Annotated in this window: 15 protein-coding genes; 9 read left to right on the top strand and 6 right to left on the bottom strand. The window is 71.3% G+C overall.

Going from position 1 to position 15,729, the window contains the following annotated elements; all coding sequences use genetic code 11:
• Positions 1-3 precede the first annotated feature (3 nt).
• Positions 4-1,437 (bottom strand): amidohydrolase family protein, encoded by a 1,434-nt coding sequence (locus OG570_RS35260; RefSeq protein ID WP_326953247.1) that lies wholly within the window; start codon positions 1,435-1,437, stop codon positions 4-6.
• 146 nt (positions 1,438-1,583) lie between these two features.
• On the opposite strand from OG570_RS35260, the gene OG570_RS35255 reads away from it, so the two are divergent.
• From OG570_RS35255 to OG570_RS35240, 4 genes are all read left to right on the top strand, one after another.
• On the top strand, positions 1,584-2,390 hold the full coding sequence (locus tag OG570_RS35255; RefSeq protein ID WP_326953246.1) for an IclR family transcriptional regulator domain-containing protein: 807 nt from the start codon (positions 1,584-1,586) through the stop codon (positions 2,388-2,390).
• Between the two features lie 69 nt (positions 2,391-2,459).
• On the top strand, positions 2,460-3,629 hold the full coding sequence (locus OG570_RS35250) for a CaiB/BaiF CoA transferase family protein (protein ID WP_326953245.1): 1,170 nt from the start codon (positions 2,460-2,462) through the stop codon (positions 3,627-3,629).
• Complete coding sequence (locus OG570_RS35245; RefSeq protein ID WP_326953244.1) at positions 3,622-4,419, top strand: citryl-CoA lyase; 798 nt, start codon at positions 3,622-3,624, stop codon at positions 4,417-4,419. Before OG570_RS35250 ends, OG570_RS35245 begins: the two co-directional genes overlap by 8 nt.
• 11 nt (positions 4,420-4,430) lie before the next feature.
• Positions 4,431-5,291 (top strand): dioxygenase family protein, encoded by an 861-nt coding sequence (locus tag OG570_RS35240; RefSeq protein WP_326953243.1) that lies wholly within the window; start codon positions 4,431-4,433, stop codon positions 5,289-5,291.
• A gap of 60 nt (positions 5,292-5,351) precedes the next feature.
• Here OG570_RS35240 and OG570_RS35235 read toward each other — a convergent pair whose 3' ends face one another.
• Positions 5,352-5,885, bottom strand: coding sequence for a carboxymuconolactone decarboxylase family protein (locus OG570_RS35235; RefSeq protein ID WP_326953242.1), 534 nt, complete (start codon positions 5,883-5,885; stop codon positions 5,352-5,354).
• A gap of 144 nt (positions 5,886-6,029) precedes the next feature.
• Complete coding sequence (locus tag OG570_RS35230; protein WP_326953241.1) at positions 6,030-7,745, bottom strand: glycosyl hydrolase family 18 protein; 1,716 nt, start codon at positions 7,743-7,745, stop codon at positions 6,030-6,032.
• 293 nt (positions 7,746-8,038) lie between these two features.
• Between OG570_RS35230 and OG570_RS35225 the strand changes: the two genes are divergently transcribed.
• Genes OG570_RS35225 through OG570_RS35215 form a run of 3 tightly spaced genes read left to right on the top strand, consistent with a single transcriptional unit; the run spans position 8,039 to position 11,983 of the window.
• Positions 8,039-10,615: an FtsX-like permease family protein gene (locus OG570_RS35225; RefSeq protein WP_326960251.1), complete on the top strand. Its 2,577-nt coding sequence runs from the start codon at positions 8,039-8,041 to the stop codon at positions 10,613-10,615.
• Positions 10,608-11,300: an ABC transporter ATP-binding protein gene (locus OG570_RS35220; RefSeq protein ID WP_326953240.1), complete on the top strand. Its 693-nt coding sequence runs from the start codon at positions 10,608-10,610 to the stop codon at positions 11,298-11,300. The genes OG570_RS35225 and OG570_RS35220 overlap by 8 nt, the downstream gene beginning before the upstream one ends.
• 20 nt (positions 11,301-11,320) lie before the next feature.
• Positions 11,321-11,983 carry an ABC transporter ATP-binding protein gene (locus OG570_RS35215; RefSeq protein WP_326960249.1) on the top strand — a complete coding sequence of 221 codons (663 nt, stop codon included), beginning with the start codon at positions 11,321-11,323 and terminating at the stop codon, positions 11,981-11,983.
• 55 nt (positions 11,984-12,038) lie between these two features.
• Here the strand turns inward: OG570_RS35215 and OG570_RS35210 are convergent, their stop codons facing one another.
• Positions 12,039-12,878 (bottom strand): oxidoreductase, encoded by an 840-nt coding sequence (locus OG570_RS35210; RefSeq protein ID WP_326953239.1) that lies wholly within the window; start codon positions 12,876-12,878, stop codon positions 12,039-12,041.
• A 98-nt stretch (positions 12,879-12,976) separates the two neighbouring features.
• On the opposite strand from OG570_RS35210, the gene OG570_RS35205 reads away from it, so the two are divergent.
• Both OG570_RS35205 and OG570_RS35200 read left to right on the top strand, forming a co-directional pair.
• The gene (locus OG570_RS35205; protein WP_326953238.1) at positions 12,977-13,879 is read left to right on the top strand and encodes a LysR family transcriptional regulator; all 903 of its coding nucleotides are present in this window, start codon (positions 12,977-12,979) and stop codon (positions 13,877-13,879) included.
• Between the two features lie 129 nt (positions 13,880-14,008).
• On the top strand, positions 14,009-15,088 hold the full coding sequence (locus tag OG570_RS35200) for a GDSL-type esterase/lipase family protein (protein WP_326953237.1): 1,080 nt from the start codon (positions 14,009-14,011) through the stop codon (positions 15,086-15,088).
• Positions 15,089-15,184: 96 nt separating this feature from the next.
• Here OG570_RS35200 and OG570_RS35195 read toward each other — a convergent pair whose 3' ends face one another.
• Positions 15,185-15,484, bottom strand: a complete 300-nt coding sequence (locus OG570_RS35195; RefSeq protein ID WP_247051866.1) for a hypothetical protein — start codon at positions 15,482-15,484, stop codon at positions 15,185-15,187.
• The gene (locus tag OG570_RS35190) at positions 15,471-15,695 is read right to left on the bottom strand and encodes a hypothetical protein (RefSeq protein WP_326949685.1); all 225 of its coding nucleotides are present in this window, start codon (positions 15,693-15,695) and stop codon (positions 15,471-15,473) included. The genes OG570_RS35195 and OG570_RS35190 overlap by 14 nt, the downstream gene beginning before the upstream one ends.
• Positions 15,696-15,729: the final 34 nt, after the last annotated feature.

The following is a 15,729-nucleotide window of genomic DNA, read 5'->3' as shown; positions in this document are numbered from 1 at the left end:
TCCTCAGCCGCCGTGGGTGGAGTCGCTCTGGTAGGTCGTGTACGTGTACGGGTTGTCCAGGACCTTCGTCTGCGGGACGTCCGGGTTCATGCCCTGGCGCCACGCTTCCTCGCCCAGTTGCGCGCGCAGGTAGTCCACTGTGGACTCCACTTCGCGGCGGACCGCCGGCAGGTCGACGCCCACCAGGGCGCCGTCGCGTTTCACGATGCGGCCGTCGACCAGGACCGTGTGGACGTCGGCGCGCTGGGCCTGGAACGCCACGTGGCCGTACGGGTTGAGCAGCGGGAACGACACCGGGGACGCGTCGTTCTTCAACAGCACCACGTCCGCCTTCTTGCCGACCTCGAGGCTGCCCAGGTCGGCCGAGCGCCCCAGCGCCGTCGCGCCGCCGCGGGTGGCCCACTCCACGACCTGCTCGGCGCGCAACGCCGCGTGCGTCACGGTTTCGCCCAGCTTGTGCGCCTCCAGGTGCTCGCGGGAGCGGTCCGCGCCGAGGGTCGAGCGCATCGCCGAGAACAGGTCGCCGCTCCACCACACCGACGTGTCCATCGACAGCGACACCGGGATGCCGTACGCGCGCAGCGCCCAGGTGGGCGGGTAACCCTGGCCGGCGCTCTGCTCGCTCTCGGTCGACACCGACACCGAGCCGCCGGTGGCCGCGATGCGGTGGTAGGAGTCGGCCGAGAGGGACGCGCTGTGGACGTAGACCGTCTCCGGCGTCATGAAGCCGTTCTCGTACATCAGCCGGATGCCGTCGTCGCCGGTCGCGCCCCAGACACCGGCGTGGGTCGTCACCGGCACGCCCAGCTCGCGCGCCACCTCGAAGGCGGCCTTCTCGGGGAACGCCGGGTCGCCGGTGACGTCGAAGGCGAGCTGGAAGCCCAGGTCGCCGCCGGTGCGGCGGGTGACGAAGTCGCGGAACTCCGGCGTGCCCGTCCAGGTGGCCGGGGAGTCCTGGATGTTGCCGTAGGCCAGCACGAACCGGCCCGGCACGGATTCGAGCGCGTCGGCCGCTGCGTCGGCGTGCTGGGTGGTCTGCAGGCCGTGGGACCAGTCCACGGTGGTCGTGACGCCCGCTTCGAGCGCTTCCCACGCGCCGAGCAGGTTGCCCGCGTGGATGTCTTCGGGGCGGAAGACCTTGCCCCACTCCAGGTAGTACCAGACGAAGTACTGGGTGAGCGTCCAGTTGGCGCCGTAGCCGCGCATGGCCGTCTGCCACATGTGGCGGTGGGTGTCGATCATGCCCGGCATGACGATCCCGTCCGTCGCGTCGATCTCGACGGCTCCCGGCGGGGCTTCCAGCGCGGGGCCGATCGCGGCGATCCGGTCGCCGGTGACCAGGACGTCGGCGCCGGTGAGGACCCGGCGGGTGTCGTCGAGGGTCAGGACCGTGCCGCCGCGCAGGAGGACCGGCCGGCCGTCGGTGGGCTGCGTCATCGCTGCCTCGTTCTCCACGCACTTCTGCGTACACTCGTCCGCTGGACGGACATGGGGTGGGCGCAGTCACTTTTGCCCAGTGCCGCGCCGCTGTCAATCCCCGCCGCTACGCTGCCGGTGAGGGTTACCGCAGAGGGAGGTCGCGCATGCCACGCGAGGGAACCGGTCCCGACTTCATCGAGGCGCTCGCCCGCGGGCTTGAGGTGATCACGGCGTTCCGCCCGCACCAGCAGGCCATGACGCTCGCCGAGGTGGCCACGGCCACGAGCCTGGCCCGTCCGACCGCGCGGCGGATCCTGCTGACCCTCGAAGAGCTCGGCTACGTCCGTTCCGACGGCCGCGGCTTCGCCCTGACGCCCCGGGTGCTCGACCTCGGCGTCGCCTACGTGCGCTCGGCGGGCTTGTGGGACGTCGCCCGCCCGCACCTGGAACGCCTGGTCGCGCGCACGAACGAGTCGTGTTCGATCGCCCAGCTCGACGGCTCCGACATCGTCTACGTGGCGCGCGTGGCCGTGCCGAAGATCGTCGGGCTCAGCGTGCAGATCGGCACGCGGTTCCCGGCGCTGCCGACGTCGCTGGGCAAGGTGCAGCTCGCCGCCCTGCCCCTCGACGAGCTGGAGGCCGTGCTGGCCGAACCGACCCGCTCCGGGCTGGTCGCGCGCTGGCAGCCCGACCGGGCCGAGCGCGACGCCGAGCTGCGCGAGGTCCGGGCCCGCGGCTGGGCGCTCACCGACGAGCAGCTCACGCTGGGCATCCGCTCGGTCGCCGCGCCGCTGCGGGACGGCTCCGGCCGGGTGATCGCCGGCGTCAACGTCAACTGCCACGCCGCCGAGACGTCCGTCGAGCGGCTGCTGGAGCACCACCTGCCGCTGCTGCTGCAGACCGCCGGGGACATCAGCGCCGACTTCGCCCGGCTCGCCGACGTCCCGCACGTGACGGTCCCGGCGTCTTGACCGCCGTGAGCCACTCCCCCAAACTGAGCGGACATACGTCCGACTGACGGACACGAAGGTGAGGTTCGGGTGGACAACAGCGCCGCCGGTCCGTTGACCGGGCTGCTGGTCGCGGACTTCTCCCGGGTGCTCGCCGGGCCGTACGCCACGATGCTGCTGGCCGACCTGGGCGCCGAGGTCGTCAAGGTCGAAGGCCCGCAGGGTGACGAGACCCGCACGTGGATGCCGCCGGTGCGCGGCGACGTCTCCACCTACTACCTCGGCATCAACCGCGGGAAGCGCTCCATCGCCCTGGACCTGCGCGACGAGGCCGACGCCGTCGTCGCCCGCGAGCTGGCGGCCCGCGCGGACATCCTGATCGAGAACTTCAAGCCGGGCGGGCTGGCCAAGTACGGCCTCGACTACACGAGCGTGCAAGCCGCCAACCCGGGGTCGGTGTACGCGTCGATCAGCGGGTTCGGCTCGGGCGAGGGCCGGCACGTGCCCGGGTACGACCTGATGGTGCAGGCGATCTCCGGGCTGATGAGCCTCACCGGCGACCCGGACGGCCCGCCCTACCGCGCCGGGATCTCGGTGTTCGACGTGATGGCCGGCAACCACGCCGTCATCGGCATCCTGGCCGCGCTGCGCCACCGCGACGCGACCGGCGAGGGCCAGCACGTCGAGGTCAACCTGCTGTCCTCGGCGCTGACCGGGCTCGTCAACCACAGTTCCGCTTACGCCGCCGGGGGTGTGGTGCCGTACCGGATGGGCAACGCCCACCCGAGCGTCTTCCCGTACGAGCCGCTGCCCACCGCGGACAACGACCTGATCGTCGCCGCGGCCAACGACGGCCAGTTCCGCCGGCTCTGCGAAGTCCTCGACCTGCCCGATGTTGCGGACGACCCGCGCTTCGCCCGCAACGCCGACCGCACGAAGAACCGCGAAGAGCTCCGGCCGCTGCTCATCGAGCGGCTCGCCACCCGCGGCGCGGTCGAGTGGTTCGAAGCGCTGACGAAGGTCGGCGTGCCGTGCGGGCCGATCAACACCATCGACGGCGGTTTCGCGATGGCCGAACGCTTCGGCCTCGACCCGATCGTCGAAGTCGGCGACGGCGACCGCGCGGTGCCGACCACCCGCCACCCCATCCGCTTCTCCGCCACCCCCGCCGCCTACCGGCTGCCGCCGCCGGAGCTGGACGAGCACGGCGCCGAGCTGCGCGAGTGGCTGACGAGTCCCCGGGAGGACGACGATGGCTGACATGCCGGCGTACGAGACGGCGCTCGGCGCGTCGAGCCGCGACAAGATCACCCTGCTCGGCCAGGACCTCGCCCGGGACGTGATGGGCGAGGTCGGCTTCGGCGAGCTGGCGTTCTGGCTCGCCACGCAACGACGTCCGACCAAGAGCGAGACGCGCGTCTTCGAGGCGGTCCTGGCCGCGCTCGCCGACCACGGCTTCACCCCGACCGCGATCGTCACCCGGCTGACCTACCTCTCGGCCCCCGACTCGATCCAGGGCGCGCTCGCCGCGGGCCTGCTCGGCGGCGGGTCGCGTTTCCTCGGCGTCACCGAGGACTGCGGCCGGTTCCTCCACGACGTCCTCGGCACCGTCGAGGACCCACCCACCGACGACGCCGGGTGGGACGCACTCGCGTTGACGACCGTCGAAAGCATGCGCGCACAACGGAAGTTCGTGCCCGGGCTCGGGCACCACGTGCACAAGGACGGCGACCCGCGCACCGCGCGGCTGTTCGAGATCGCCGCCGAAGAGGGCTTGCGCGGCCCGCACCTGGAGCTGTTCGCGGCGATCGGCCGGGTGCACCCGCGGGTGCTGGGCAAGACGCTGCCGCTCAACGGCGCGGGCGTCTGCGGCGCGGCGCTGGCCGACCTGGGCCTGCCGCTGGAGCTGCTGCGCGGGTTCGCGTTGCTGGCCCGCACGGCCGGGTTGATCGGGCAGCTCGCCGAGGAGTTGCGCCATCCCGTCGCGAACGACATCTTCCTGTCGGTGGACCTGAACAACCGGTCCGTCGCCCCGGATCCGGAAGTCTGAGAGGAACGCCGATGCAGCTGGTCACCGAGGACAACATCACCGAGCTCGCCGCGCGGCGCTGGTCGAGCGCGCACGACCCGCGGACCGCGGAGCTCATGTCGGCGCTCGTGCGGCACCTGCACGCCTTCGCCCGCGAGGTGCGGTTGAGCGAGACCGAGTGGATGGCCGCGATGCGGTGGCTCACCGAGACCGGGCAGATCAGCGACGAGAAGCGCGAGGAGTTCATCCTCGCCTCCGACGTGCTGGGCCTGAGCATGCTGGTCGTGCAGATGAACCACGCGTTCGACGCGAAGGCGACGCCGGCGACGGTGCTGGGCCCGTTCCACATCGACGGCTCACCGGAGAAGGAGTTCGGCGGCGACATGTCCGACGGCCTGCCGGGCGCGCCGCTCTACGTCACCGGCACCGTCACCGGGCTGGACGGCTCCCCCGTCGGCGGCGCGGTCCTCGACGTCTGGCAGGCGGACGAGGAAGGCGCGTACGAGTCGCAGATCCCCGGCATCGACGAGGCCCGGCTGCGCGCGAAGTACACCACCCGCGTCGACGGGTCGTACTGCCTGCGCACGATCGCGCCGAAGGGGTACTCGATCCCGATGGACGGCCCGGTCGGCGAGCTGATCGGCGGTACCGACATCAGCCACTACCGGCCGGCGCACGTGCACTTCCTGATCAACGCCGCCGGCTACGAGCCGCTGATCACGCACCTGTTCCAGGAGGGCGCCGAGTACCTCGACAGCGACGTCGTGTTCGGCACCAAGCAGGAGCTGGTCGTCACGTTCGAGCCGCGCGAGGCCGGCCCGACCCCGGACGGCGGGCACAGCGACGGGCCGTGGATCGAAGCCCGCTACGACTTCGTGCTGCAGCCCGCGTAGCAATGTCCTGAAGGGCACCCTCAGGGCTGTATAAGCCCTGAGGGTGCCCTTCACGGCTGATCAGCGTCCGTAACCCTCGGCGGCCAGGACCTTCCCCATCTGCTCGTAGGCCGCGGGGTCGTCGGGCGCGATCGTGGCGAGCCCGTCGACGTAGCGGTTGTACATGCAGAACGCGGCCGCGATCAGCACGGTGTCGTGCAGTTCGAGGTCCGTCGCGTCCTGGGCGCGGGCCGCGGCGACGAGCTCGTCGGTGACGTTGCGGCCGGTCTCCCGCACGGCCAGCGCGATCCGCAGCAGCGCCTTGAGCTTCTCCGACACCGGCGCGTCGTCGACCCCGGCGCAGGCCGCGTCGACCACCGCGCGGCCGCCGTCGATGGTCTCGGCCGCGGTGGCGGCGTGGCTGCCGGTGCAGAAGCGGCATTCGTTGCCGTTCGACACGACCGTCGCGATCAGCTCGCGCTCGCCGACCGTGAGGCTGCTCGGCCCGCGCAGGAGCGTCTGGGCCAGGAGGTTCAGCGGGACCGCGGTCTCGGGCCGGTAGGCCATCAGCGACCGGATCCCGGGCAGCTCCGGGTCGAGCGGGATGTGGGGCATGGGTGTTCCTCCTCGCGAGCGGAAGATCCAGTCTTTCCGGCGAAGGGGCCCGCGCCAACCTCCACTTTGCCCAGTGGTGCTGCGGCCGAACGGCTCCGGTCCTCCCCGCGGGCAGGTGCGGGGAGGACCGGAGCCGCTCTTTTCTCAGCCGAGGGTGACGTCGTCGGTGTAGACCGACCCCTGGCCGTACCAGCCGTGGACGTAGATCGTCACCGCGCCCGACGCACCGGTCGTGAACGGCACCGACAGCTGCGTCCAGCCGCTGCTCGAGGTCCAGGTGCTGGCGGTCGCGCCGCCCCGGACGCCGAGGTAGGCGTAGCTGCCCTGCACCCACGCCTTGAGCGTGTACGCGTGGTTCGGCGCGAGGGTGATGTTCTGCGCGGCCTCACCGGTCGACGACGCCGTGGCCGTCACCTGCAGGGCCTTGGTGCCCGAGTGCGCGGGCGAGGCGACGACCGAGTCGCCGGCACCGACCCACGGGCTCAGCGCGCCCGTCTCGAACCCGCCGTTGACGACCGAGCCGGTCGGCACGGTGCCGTTGACGGTGAGGGTGAAGGTCGCGCTGTGGCTGCCGGAAGTTCCGGCGCCGGCCACGGTCAGCGGGTAGACGCCGGGGACCGCGGCCGAGGTCGTGGCGACCGACAGCGTCGCGCTGCCGCCCGCGGTGACCGAGCCGGGGCTGACCGACGCGGTGACGCCGGCGGGTGCGCCCGAGACCGAGAGGGCCACGGACTGGGCGGCGCCGGAGGTGACGGCGGTGGTGACCGTCGCCGAGGTGGAGGCGCCCGGGTTCACCGCGGCCGAGGCCGGGTTCGCGGCGAGGGAGAAGTCGTTGCCCGGCACGGTCGTGCCGCCGGTGAACGGCTCGAAGGCGTGGCTGAAGAACCACTGCGACTGGCTGATGCCGGAGCAGTTGTCCGCCGCGGCCCCGCCCGGGCAGCCGCCGTTGTCCCGCTGCAGCGCCCAGAAGGACAGCTCGTTGATGCCCTTGGACACGGCCCAGTTGTAGACGGTGGCCGCGTCGGCGGTCGTGAACGTCTCGGCGGGGCCGAAGTCGTCGACGCCGATCATCTCGGTGATCCCGACACTCGCCCACAGCTGGGCCTGGGTCTTGCCCGGGTAGAGCGCCGCGAGCTGGGAGACCAGGCCGGTGGCCGAGGTCTGGGTGTCGGTCGCCATCTCGTGGGCGGCGTTGTCGTAGTAGTCGAAGGTCATCATGTTGACGACGTCGACGCGGGTGCCGTTGGTGACGGCGTTGCGCAGCACGGCGAGACCGCTGTCGGCCAGGCCGCGGGTGGTCGTGGGCAGGGTGTAGGAGATCTGCAGCGGCCGGCCGGAGGCTGCGGCCCAGTCCTGGACCTTCTTGATGGCCTTGTTGCGGCGGTCGATGCCGGCTGAATTGGTGAGCGAGTTGTCCTCGATGTCCATGTCGAGGCGCGGGACGTCGTAGGTGGTGATCACCGACTCGTAGGCCGCGGCGATCGAGTCGACGTTGGTGCAGCTGTCGGCGATCTCGGTCCCGGTGTTGTCGGCGGTGTAGCCGCCGAAAGACGGGATGACGTCCCCACCGCGCGAGCGGATGGTGGTGATGTCGGAGCCGAAGGTGGCACTCGAGATCGGCATCCCGGAGTCACCGTTCCAGTAGACGGTGCACTGCCCCTTGGTGGCGGCCTGGATGAACGCCATGGTCAGGTGCTTGGCCCCGGACGCCTGCGCGAGCGCGGCCGGGCTTTCGCCGGTCCACGCCTCGAAGTAGGGGGCGAAGACGTGCGAGGGCAGCGGCGTGGCGGCCTGGGCGGTCCCGGCCGCGGCGACCAGCGAACCGGCGGAAAATGCCGCCAGGGCAAGAGAAACGGACAATCGGGAGAAAGGTCTGCGTCGACGCACGAGCGCTCCAAAGCCGGCGGGGAGCCGTGCTGCGGCGTCGCACGGCGGGAACGTCCCCAGGATTGGATCAGACCAATCCAGGAGTCAAGGTCTAGACCACTAAACCGGCCGGATGGCCGTACTGGTTGCACCCGCCCTTTTCGACACCTTCGACCACAGCGGGTGAGCAACGATCGTGACAAAAACGTTCCGTCTCCTGGGGTGGGCCGGTAGCGTGCGCCTCCATGCGGGTGATGTGGGGGAAGATCGAACAACTCAGAGTGACCATGCCGTGGCGTGCGGCACCGAAAGCCGCGCTCACCAGCCCGCTGACGCTGATCGTGGCGGCGGTGACCTCGCTGCTCGCGTGCTTCCTCGGCACCGCCGCGGTCCTGCAAGCCTCCGCGGCCGGCGGCGCGGCCGTCACCTACCAGACCGGCATCGTCTGCCCGGACGCCTACGGCCCGGTCTTCGGCAAGGGCAACATCCCCGTCGAGACCATCCCCGCGGTCACCGCCGCCGTCCAGCGCCACGCCCCCGCCCACGGCTTCGGCACCCCGATCGTCGGCCAGTACACCAACGTCCTGCTCGGCACCCAGTTCAACGGCGACCCGCACTACAAGATCCGCCTCGGCTACCGCGACCAGGCCGGGCTCGACCACCTCACCCTGCAGCAGGGCACCCGCGCCCCCGGCCTGTGGCTCGGCAACGTCGTCGCCGACGGCGAACACATCGGCCTCGGCGCCCGCCCGAGCGTCCAGGGCACCCCGCTGCCGCCCGTCACCGGCATCTACCGCGACCTGCTCGACCCGCCACCGCGCTGGTGGTGCTCCCAGCAGTCCGGCGCCGTCGTGGACCGGCTGGCCAACGACCCCATCGACTCGATCGTCTTCGCCACCGACCGCGCGAGTTTCGACAACGCCGTCCACGCCCTCGGCCTGCCGACCATGCAGTACTTCCACATCTCGTTCTACGTCCCGCCACCCACCACCCTCAGCGGCGCCGAAGACCTCCTGCGCCGCTCCCAGGACCTGGTCGCCGACGTCCGCGCGGACCTCACCGCCCAAGGCCTCGGCTCCGCCGTCGCCGCCGACGTCCCGACCTTCGAACGCTCGGTCACGATCGCCCGCCAGGCCCAGGACAACGTGTTCGTCTCGATCCTGCCCCTCGCGGTGATCAGCGTGCTCGTCGGCTGCGCGGGCCTCGGCAGCGTCGCCCTGCAGTGGTACCAGCGCCGCCACGCCCAGCTGCGCCTGCTCTCCGCCCGCGGCAGCGGCCCCGGCGCCCTCGGCTGGCTCGCCATCGCCGAGCTCGGCCTGCCGATCCTGCTCGGCGGCGCCGCCGGCGCGGTCGCCGCCCGCCTCCTGCTCGGCGTCTACGGACCACCCGGCGCCCCCGACTCCGACGCCGAACTGCGCGCCGGCATCGTCGCCGCGGCCGTCCTGCTGCTCTCCATGACGCTGCTCGCCCTCGTCGTCGCCGTACGAGCGCACCGCGAGTTCGAACTCGGCCGGGTACGCCGCAAGGGCAACCGGGCGCGGCTGCTCGCGTACTTCCCGTGGGAACTCGCGACCGCGGGCATGGCCTGGCTCGGCTGGACCCGCCTGGCCGGCTACAGCACCGGATCACGCCTCGGAAATCCATTACCCCAGGTCGACCCGCTCGCCCTGACCTACCCGGTGTTCGTCGTCCTGACCGTCGGGCTGCTGACCGCCCGGCTGGCCTGGCTCGCCCTGCACGCCTCCCACCGCGCCCGCTTCTGGTCTCACCCCGCGCTGCAGCTGGCCATCCGCCGGCTGGCGGGCGCCCGCGCCCCGGTGACCGGCGTGCTCGTCATCGGCACCCTCGCGATCGGCACCCTGGCCACCGGGATCGGCATCGCCGACGGCCAGGAAGACGCCCTCGCCACCAAGTCGGCGATCTTCGTCGGCAGCGACGCCCGCCTCGACACCGACAGCCCGATCGGCATGGGCACCGTCGCCATGCCCGCCGCCCTGGCCGGCACCAGCACCATCGTCGGCGAGCTCACCGGCACCGGCAGCGTCGTGCTGGTGATCGACCCCGCGACGTTCGCCAACGCCGCCGCACTCGACCGCGTCCCGGTCGACGACCTCGACGCGCTCCTGCGGAAGATCACCCAGCCGGACCCGCACGGCACACCCGCGATCCGGGTCGGGCACCGCGACGGCCAGTCCACCCACCTGCCCGGCGGCCTCCCCGACGTCGTCTCCGCTGGCGACCTGCCGGTGTTCCCGATGATCGGCACCTCACCCGGCTACGTCGTGTCCCGCACCGCGCTCAGCCACGCCCAGCTCGACGGCATCCCCAAGTGGAGCGTCCTGACCAAAACCGCGATGGCCGACGCCACCACCGCACTGCGCTCGGCCGGGGTGTACATCCCCAACCGCGTCAGCCGCGAATCCGCACTCGACGGCCTCCCGTTCTTCGTCGTCTCGTGGACGTTCTCCTTCGTGGCCCTGCTCGGCGCCGTCCTCGGCCTGGTCGCGATCCTCGCGCTGCTCGTCGCCGTCGAAGTCCGGCGAAGGCAGAACGCCCTCGCTGGCGCCCTCGTCCTGCGGATGGGCATGCGGCCACGGACCCTGCTCGCCAGCCACCTCATGGAACTCGGCGCCCTCAGCGGACTCGCCATCGTCGTCGGCGTGGTCTGCGGGATCTCCGTCGCGGGACTCTCCGTGCCGCGGTTCGACCCCGCGACCTTCCTCGCCCCCCGCTCCGAACTACCCGACCCACTGCCGTTCGTCCTGACCGTGCTGGCCGTCGGCGTCCTCGTGGTGGGCCTGGCCGGCTGGATCGCGGTGCGCTCGGTGCGCACCGCCCGGACCGCGGAGCTGATCCGTGCCTGAAAAACCGATCTTCCAGCTCCGCGGCATCGGCGTCGACTACCAGACACCCGCCGGCATCGTCACCGGCGTCGACGACGTCAGCATCGACGTCCCCGCCCGCGGCATGACCGTCCTCGCCGGCCCGTCCGGCTCCGGGAAGTCCACCCTCCTGCGCGTCCTCGGGCTGTTCGAACAACCCGCCCGCGGCACCCTGACGTTCCAGGGCGCCGACGTCCGCAAGCTCAAGCACCGCGAACGACGCGCCCTCCGGCGTCACCACCTGGGCCTGGTGTTCCAGAACCCCTCCGACAACCTGCTCGGCTACCTCTCGGTCGCCGACAACCTCCGCGCCGCCGCCGAAGCCGCCGGCACCCACTGCCGCCCCGACGACATCCTCGCCCAGCTCGGCCTGCACGACACCGGCGGCTGGAAGATCTCCGCCCTCTCCGGCGGCCAGCAGCAACGGCTCGCCTTCGGCTGCGTCCTCGCGGCCCGCTCCACGGTCATCCTCGCCGACGAACCGACGTCCCAGCTCGACGAAGCCTCGGCCGACCTCGTCCTCGACACCCTGCAGTACCTGGTGGACCAGGACTTCGCGGTCCTGGTGGCCTCACACGACGAACGCCTCATCGACCTCGGCGCCCGGATCGCCCGCCTGCACAAGGGCGCCCTCGAAGGCATCGAAGAACGGGAGCCGCGGCCGTGACCGCCGAAACCGCACCGTCCATGCTCGAAGCCGTCGGCCTGCGCCGCAGCTTCGCCCACCCCAGCGGCGACATCGAAGTCCTGCGCGGCCTCGAACTGCGCGTCGCCGCCGGCGAACTCGTCACCGTCTCCGGCCGATCCGGCTCCGGCAAGAGCGCACTGCTGGCCCTGCTCTGCGGGTTCGACTCGCCCGACTCCGGCTGCGTGCTCCTCGACGGCGTCCCCATCAGCGGCGCACCACCGTGGCACACCTGCGCGGTCCTGCCCCAGGCCCTCGGCCTCGCCAACGAACTCACCATCGCCGAAAACGTCGCCCTGCCCCTGCGGCTGCGCTCCGACATCCCCCGCCCGTCCCGCCAGGTCATCCACGACCGCGTCACCGACCTGCTCGACGAACTCGGCATCGGCGACCTCGGCGACCGCTACCCCCTCGAAGTCTCCTTCGGCCAGCAGCAACGCGTCGCCCTGGCCCGCGCCGTCGCCGGCCGCCCCCGGATCCTGCTCACCGACGAACCCACCGCCCACCTCGACGGCGGCAGCACCCCCCGCGTCCTGAAGCTGCTACGCCGATGCGCGGCCGAAGGCGCGGCCGTCATCGTCGCCACCCACGACGACGAAGTCCACCGCATAGCCGACCGCCGCGTCCGCCTCCTCGACGGCGTCCTCACCGCCCTGCTCGACTGAAGTCCGTGAATGGCACATCGAGGGACTCAGAGTCCCTCGATGTGCCATTCACGGCTTACGCCAAGGCGGTCGAACGGCTCACGTCCTCCCACGCGGCCAGATCCGCCGCCAACACCTCGTGGTGACCCCGGATCGCCTCGACGGCGTCCGCGCCCAGCGCCAGCCGCAACGGGGCGTCCTCACTCGCCACAGCCCGCACGATCGCCGCCGCGGCCTTCGCCGGATCACCCGGCTGCGTGCCGTCCATGCCCTCGACCGCACCACGCGTCCCCGACGTCGACACCGCGTAGGCGTCGATCGTGCGGGAACGGTGCATCCGGTCACCACCGAACTCGGTGCGGAACGCGCCCGGCTCGACGATCAGCACCCGCACCCCGAACGGCGCCACCTCCGCCGCGAGCGCCTCCGAAAGCCCCTCCAACGCGAACTTCGCCGCGCAGTACGCCCCGAACCCCGGCATCGACAGCTGCCCACCCATCGAGCTGATCTGCACGACCGTCCCGCTGCCCTGCGCCCGCAGGTGCGGCACCACGGCCTTCGTCACCTCGACCGCACCGAAGAACATCACCTCCATCAACCCGCGCAGCTCCGCCATCGTCAGCTCCTCGACCGCGCCGACCGAACCGTTGCCGGCGTTGTTCACCACGACGTCGATCCGCCCGAACGTCTCCAGCGCCGTCTTCACCGCCGCGTCGACCTGACCGGCATCGGTGACGTCCAACGCCGCCGTCCGGACCCGGTCACCACCCGCCACTTCCAGGTCCCTCAAGGTTTCCGGCCGCCGAGCGGTGGCCAGCACCCGATCGCCGGCCGCGAGAGCGGCCAGCGCCACCTCCCGGCCGAAGCCGGAAGAGCAGCCCGTGATCAGCCAGACGCGGCCGTCGGTGTTCGTCATCTCCGAGTTCCTCCCAGTACGTTTCCTCCGTCCATCCTGCGGAAGATCACGCACACGGCGCCAACACCGATCACCTGGCACAGCTACAGTCAAAACCTGTGACCCCCGAGCTGCGGCAACTGCGCTACTTCGTCGCCGTCGCCGACGAAACCAGCTTCACCCGCGCCGCCACCAGCCTGCACATCGCCCAGCAATCCCTCTCCCAGCAGATCACCGTCCTCGAACGCACCCTCGGCGCCCGGCTGTTCGACCGCGACGCCCGCGGCACCCGCCTCACCGCCGTCGGCGCACTCTTCCTGCCCGAAGCCCGCGCGGTCCTCGCCCGAGCCGACGACGCCGTCGCGACCCTCGGCCGCGCCGTCCGCGGCGAAATCGGCACCATCCGGCTCGCCTTCCTCACCACCACCGCCAACTACCTGCTGCCACCCATCGTCCGCGCGGCCCGCGAACGATTCCCCGCCCTCGAGGTCCACACCGCCGAAGCAGCCATCGCCGACCTCGTCGACGGCCTCCGCGAACGCCGCTTCGACCTGGCCTTCACCCGCCCACCCCTCGTCGACGACCTCACCTCACGGACCCTCATGACCGAAGAGGTCTGCGCCGTCCTCCCCCAAGACCACCCACTGGCCACCCGCACGGCACTCACCCTCGCCGACCTCGCCGACGAACCCTGGGTCCTCACCCCACGCAGCAGCTGGGAACCCTGGCACCGCAGCTACGACGACGACTTCGCCACCGCCGGCTACACCCCCCACGTCGTCCAGCGCGCCCCGACCGTCCAAGGACTGCTCGGCCTCGTCGCCGCCGGAGTCGGCGTCACCCGGCTGACCCGCTCGTCCCACAGCCTCCGCCGCACCGGCGTCGCCTTCGTCCCCCTCACCGGCGACATCGCCCGAACCGAACTCGTCTGGCTGCCCACCAACGACAACCCCGCCCGGCACACCATCACCGACGTCGCCACCGAACTCGCCGCCACCACCGACCTCACCCAAGCCGGCTAGCAAGTGCCCGCGAAAGTAGCTGCCGCACGCAGCGACCGGAACTTTCCCAGGTGAGACCGCGACTCTGTGACCCGTGACGCACGGTGTCCGACGACCGGGCCGATCACCTGATCCGTAGAATCAGCCGTGATGCGACGACTTCGGTGGTACTGGGGGGCGCTGGTCCTCGTCAGCGTGGCCCTCCTCGTGGGTTTCTTCGCCTTCTTCGGCTCCGAAAGCCAACCCGGACAACCCCAACCCCGCCAAGGCCCGCCCGGCACCGGCCCGCTCACCGTCGTCGCCATGGGCGACAGCACCGCCTCCGGCGAAGGCGCCGGCCAGTACACACCCACCACCAACGGCCAGGGCGGCGACTGGTGCCACCGATCCCCCAACGCCTTCGTCGAAAAGATCGCCGTCCCCGGCATCACCGCCCACGTCAACCTCGCCTGCTCCGGCGCCCCCGCCGAACAGGTCGCCCTCGGCGGCGTCAAGCAGTGGACCGAAGGCTCACAAGCACAACAGCTCGCCGCCCTGGTCAAGGACCACCGCGTCGCCGCCGTCGTGATCGCCGTCGGCGCCAACGACGACCCCAAGTTCTCCAACCAGGTCACCGACTGCTTCAAAGCGTGGTTCGACCCCGGCGGCCCGCCGTGCAGCACGGCACTCAAGCAGAGCTGGCAGTCCAAAGTGGACGCGATGGTCCCGAAGGTCGCCGCCGCCGTCTCCGACGTCAAGAAAGTACTGGCCCAAGCCGGTTACGTACCCGCGGACTACCAGCTGATCCTGCAGTCCTACGCCGCCCCGATCGGCCCCGACGTCCCCGAAGACCTGCGCAGCCTCAACGGCTGCCCGTTCCGGGTCGAAGACCTGCGCTGGATCTCCCAGACCGGCATCGGCGTCCTGTCCTCCGGCATCAAAACGGCCGCCCGGCAGACCGGCGCCCGGTTCCTGGACCTCGCCAAGGCCGGCGTGCAGCACGAAGCGTGCAGCGGCGGCGCCAACCCCGCGACGGAATGGTTCACCCGCCTGACGCTCCAGCTCGCCGACCTCGGCCAAGCCGACCGGGCGGGCCACGCACTGCAGGAGTCGTTCCACCCCAACGCCGCCGGCCACACCGCGATCGCCGACTGCCTCACGGAGTTCATGACCACTCGCGAAGGCAACGCCTCCTGCCTCGCGGGCGCGGACGGCAAGCTCCACGCGGCCCCGGAGGTCGTCGCCCGCTGACCTTCCCTGCTCTCGAGCAGGGTTGAGTCGTGCCGTCTGCACTTACTGGACCGCAAGGTCTTTCACTATCGCCCCGCGGTATAGGGCGTTATACACTTAAAGATCGAGGGCCGCTCGCAGTGCGATGTCGATGCGCTCTTGGACCTCCTGGTCGATCTCCGCGAGGCGCTCGTCGAACCACGGGCGGTAGAGCCGCGTGAGGTTGAGCGTCGACACCCAGTAGCGGGCGTCGATCGCCACGCCGAGGATGTCCTGGGGGTCGCGGTCGAGCAGTTCGGTGCCGAGCAGCCAGGGGCGCTCGGACTCGTTCACCCCGTCCGAGGACAGCAGCACGACTGTGCGCTGCCGGGCCGGATCGGTCGGGGGGTGGTACGTCCAGACTTCACCCCTGCGCACGCAGATCCTTTTCCGCCGCGGTGCGCTCGGCCTCGTCGAGGTCCGCGACGGCCGGTTCCGGCTTCTGCGGGGTGTAGCCCGTGCGTACCGCCTCGCGCCTGGCCGCCTTCGACAGCCAGGACGAGACCGAGATCCCGTGTGCTTTCGCGGCGCGTTCGGCGAAGTCCAAGGCGCCGCTGTCCAGCGAAAGAGTCACCTTACGTGTTGCCATACCTTTTACCGTACCAGTCCCCCGGTACCCGGCT

Source organism: Amycolatopsis sp. NBC_01286 (assembly GCF_035982555.1).
In the GTDB taxonomy this organism is placed as follows: domain Bacteria; phylum Actinomycetota; class Actinomycetes; order Mycobacteriales; family Pseudonocardiaceae; genus Amycolatopsis.
This window is presented reverse-complemented; position numbering and strand designations above follow the sequence as displayed.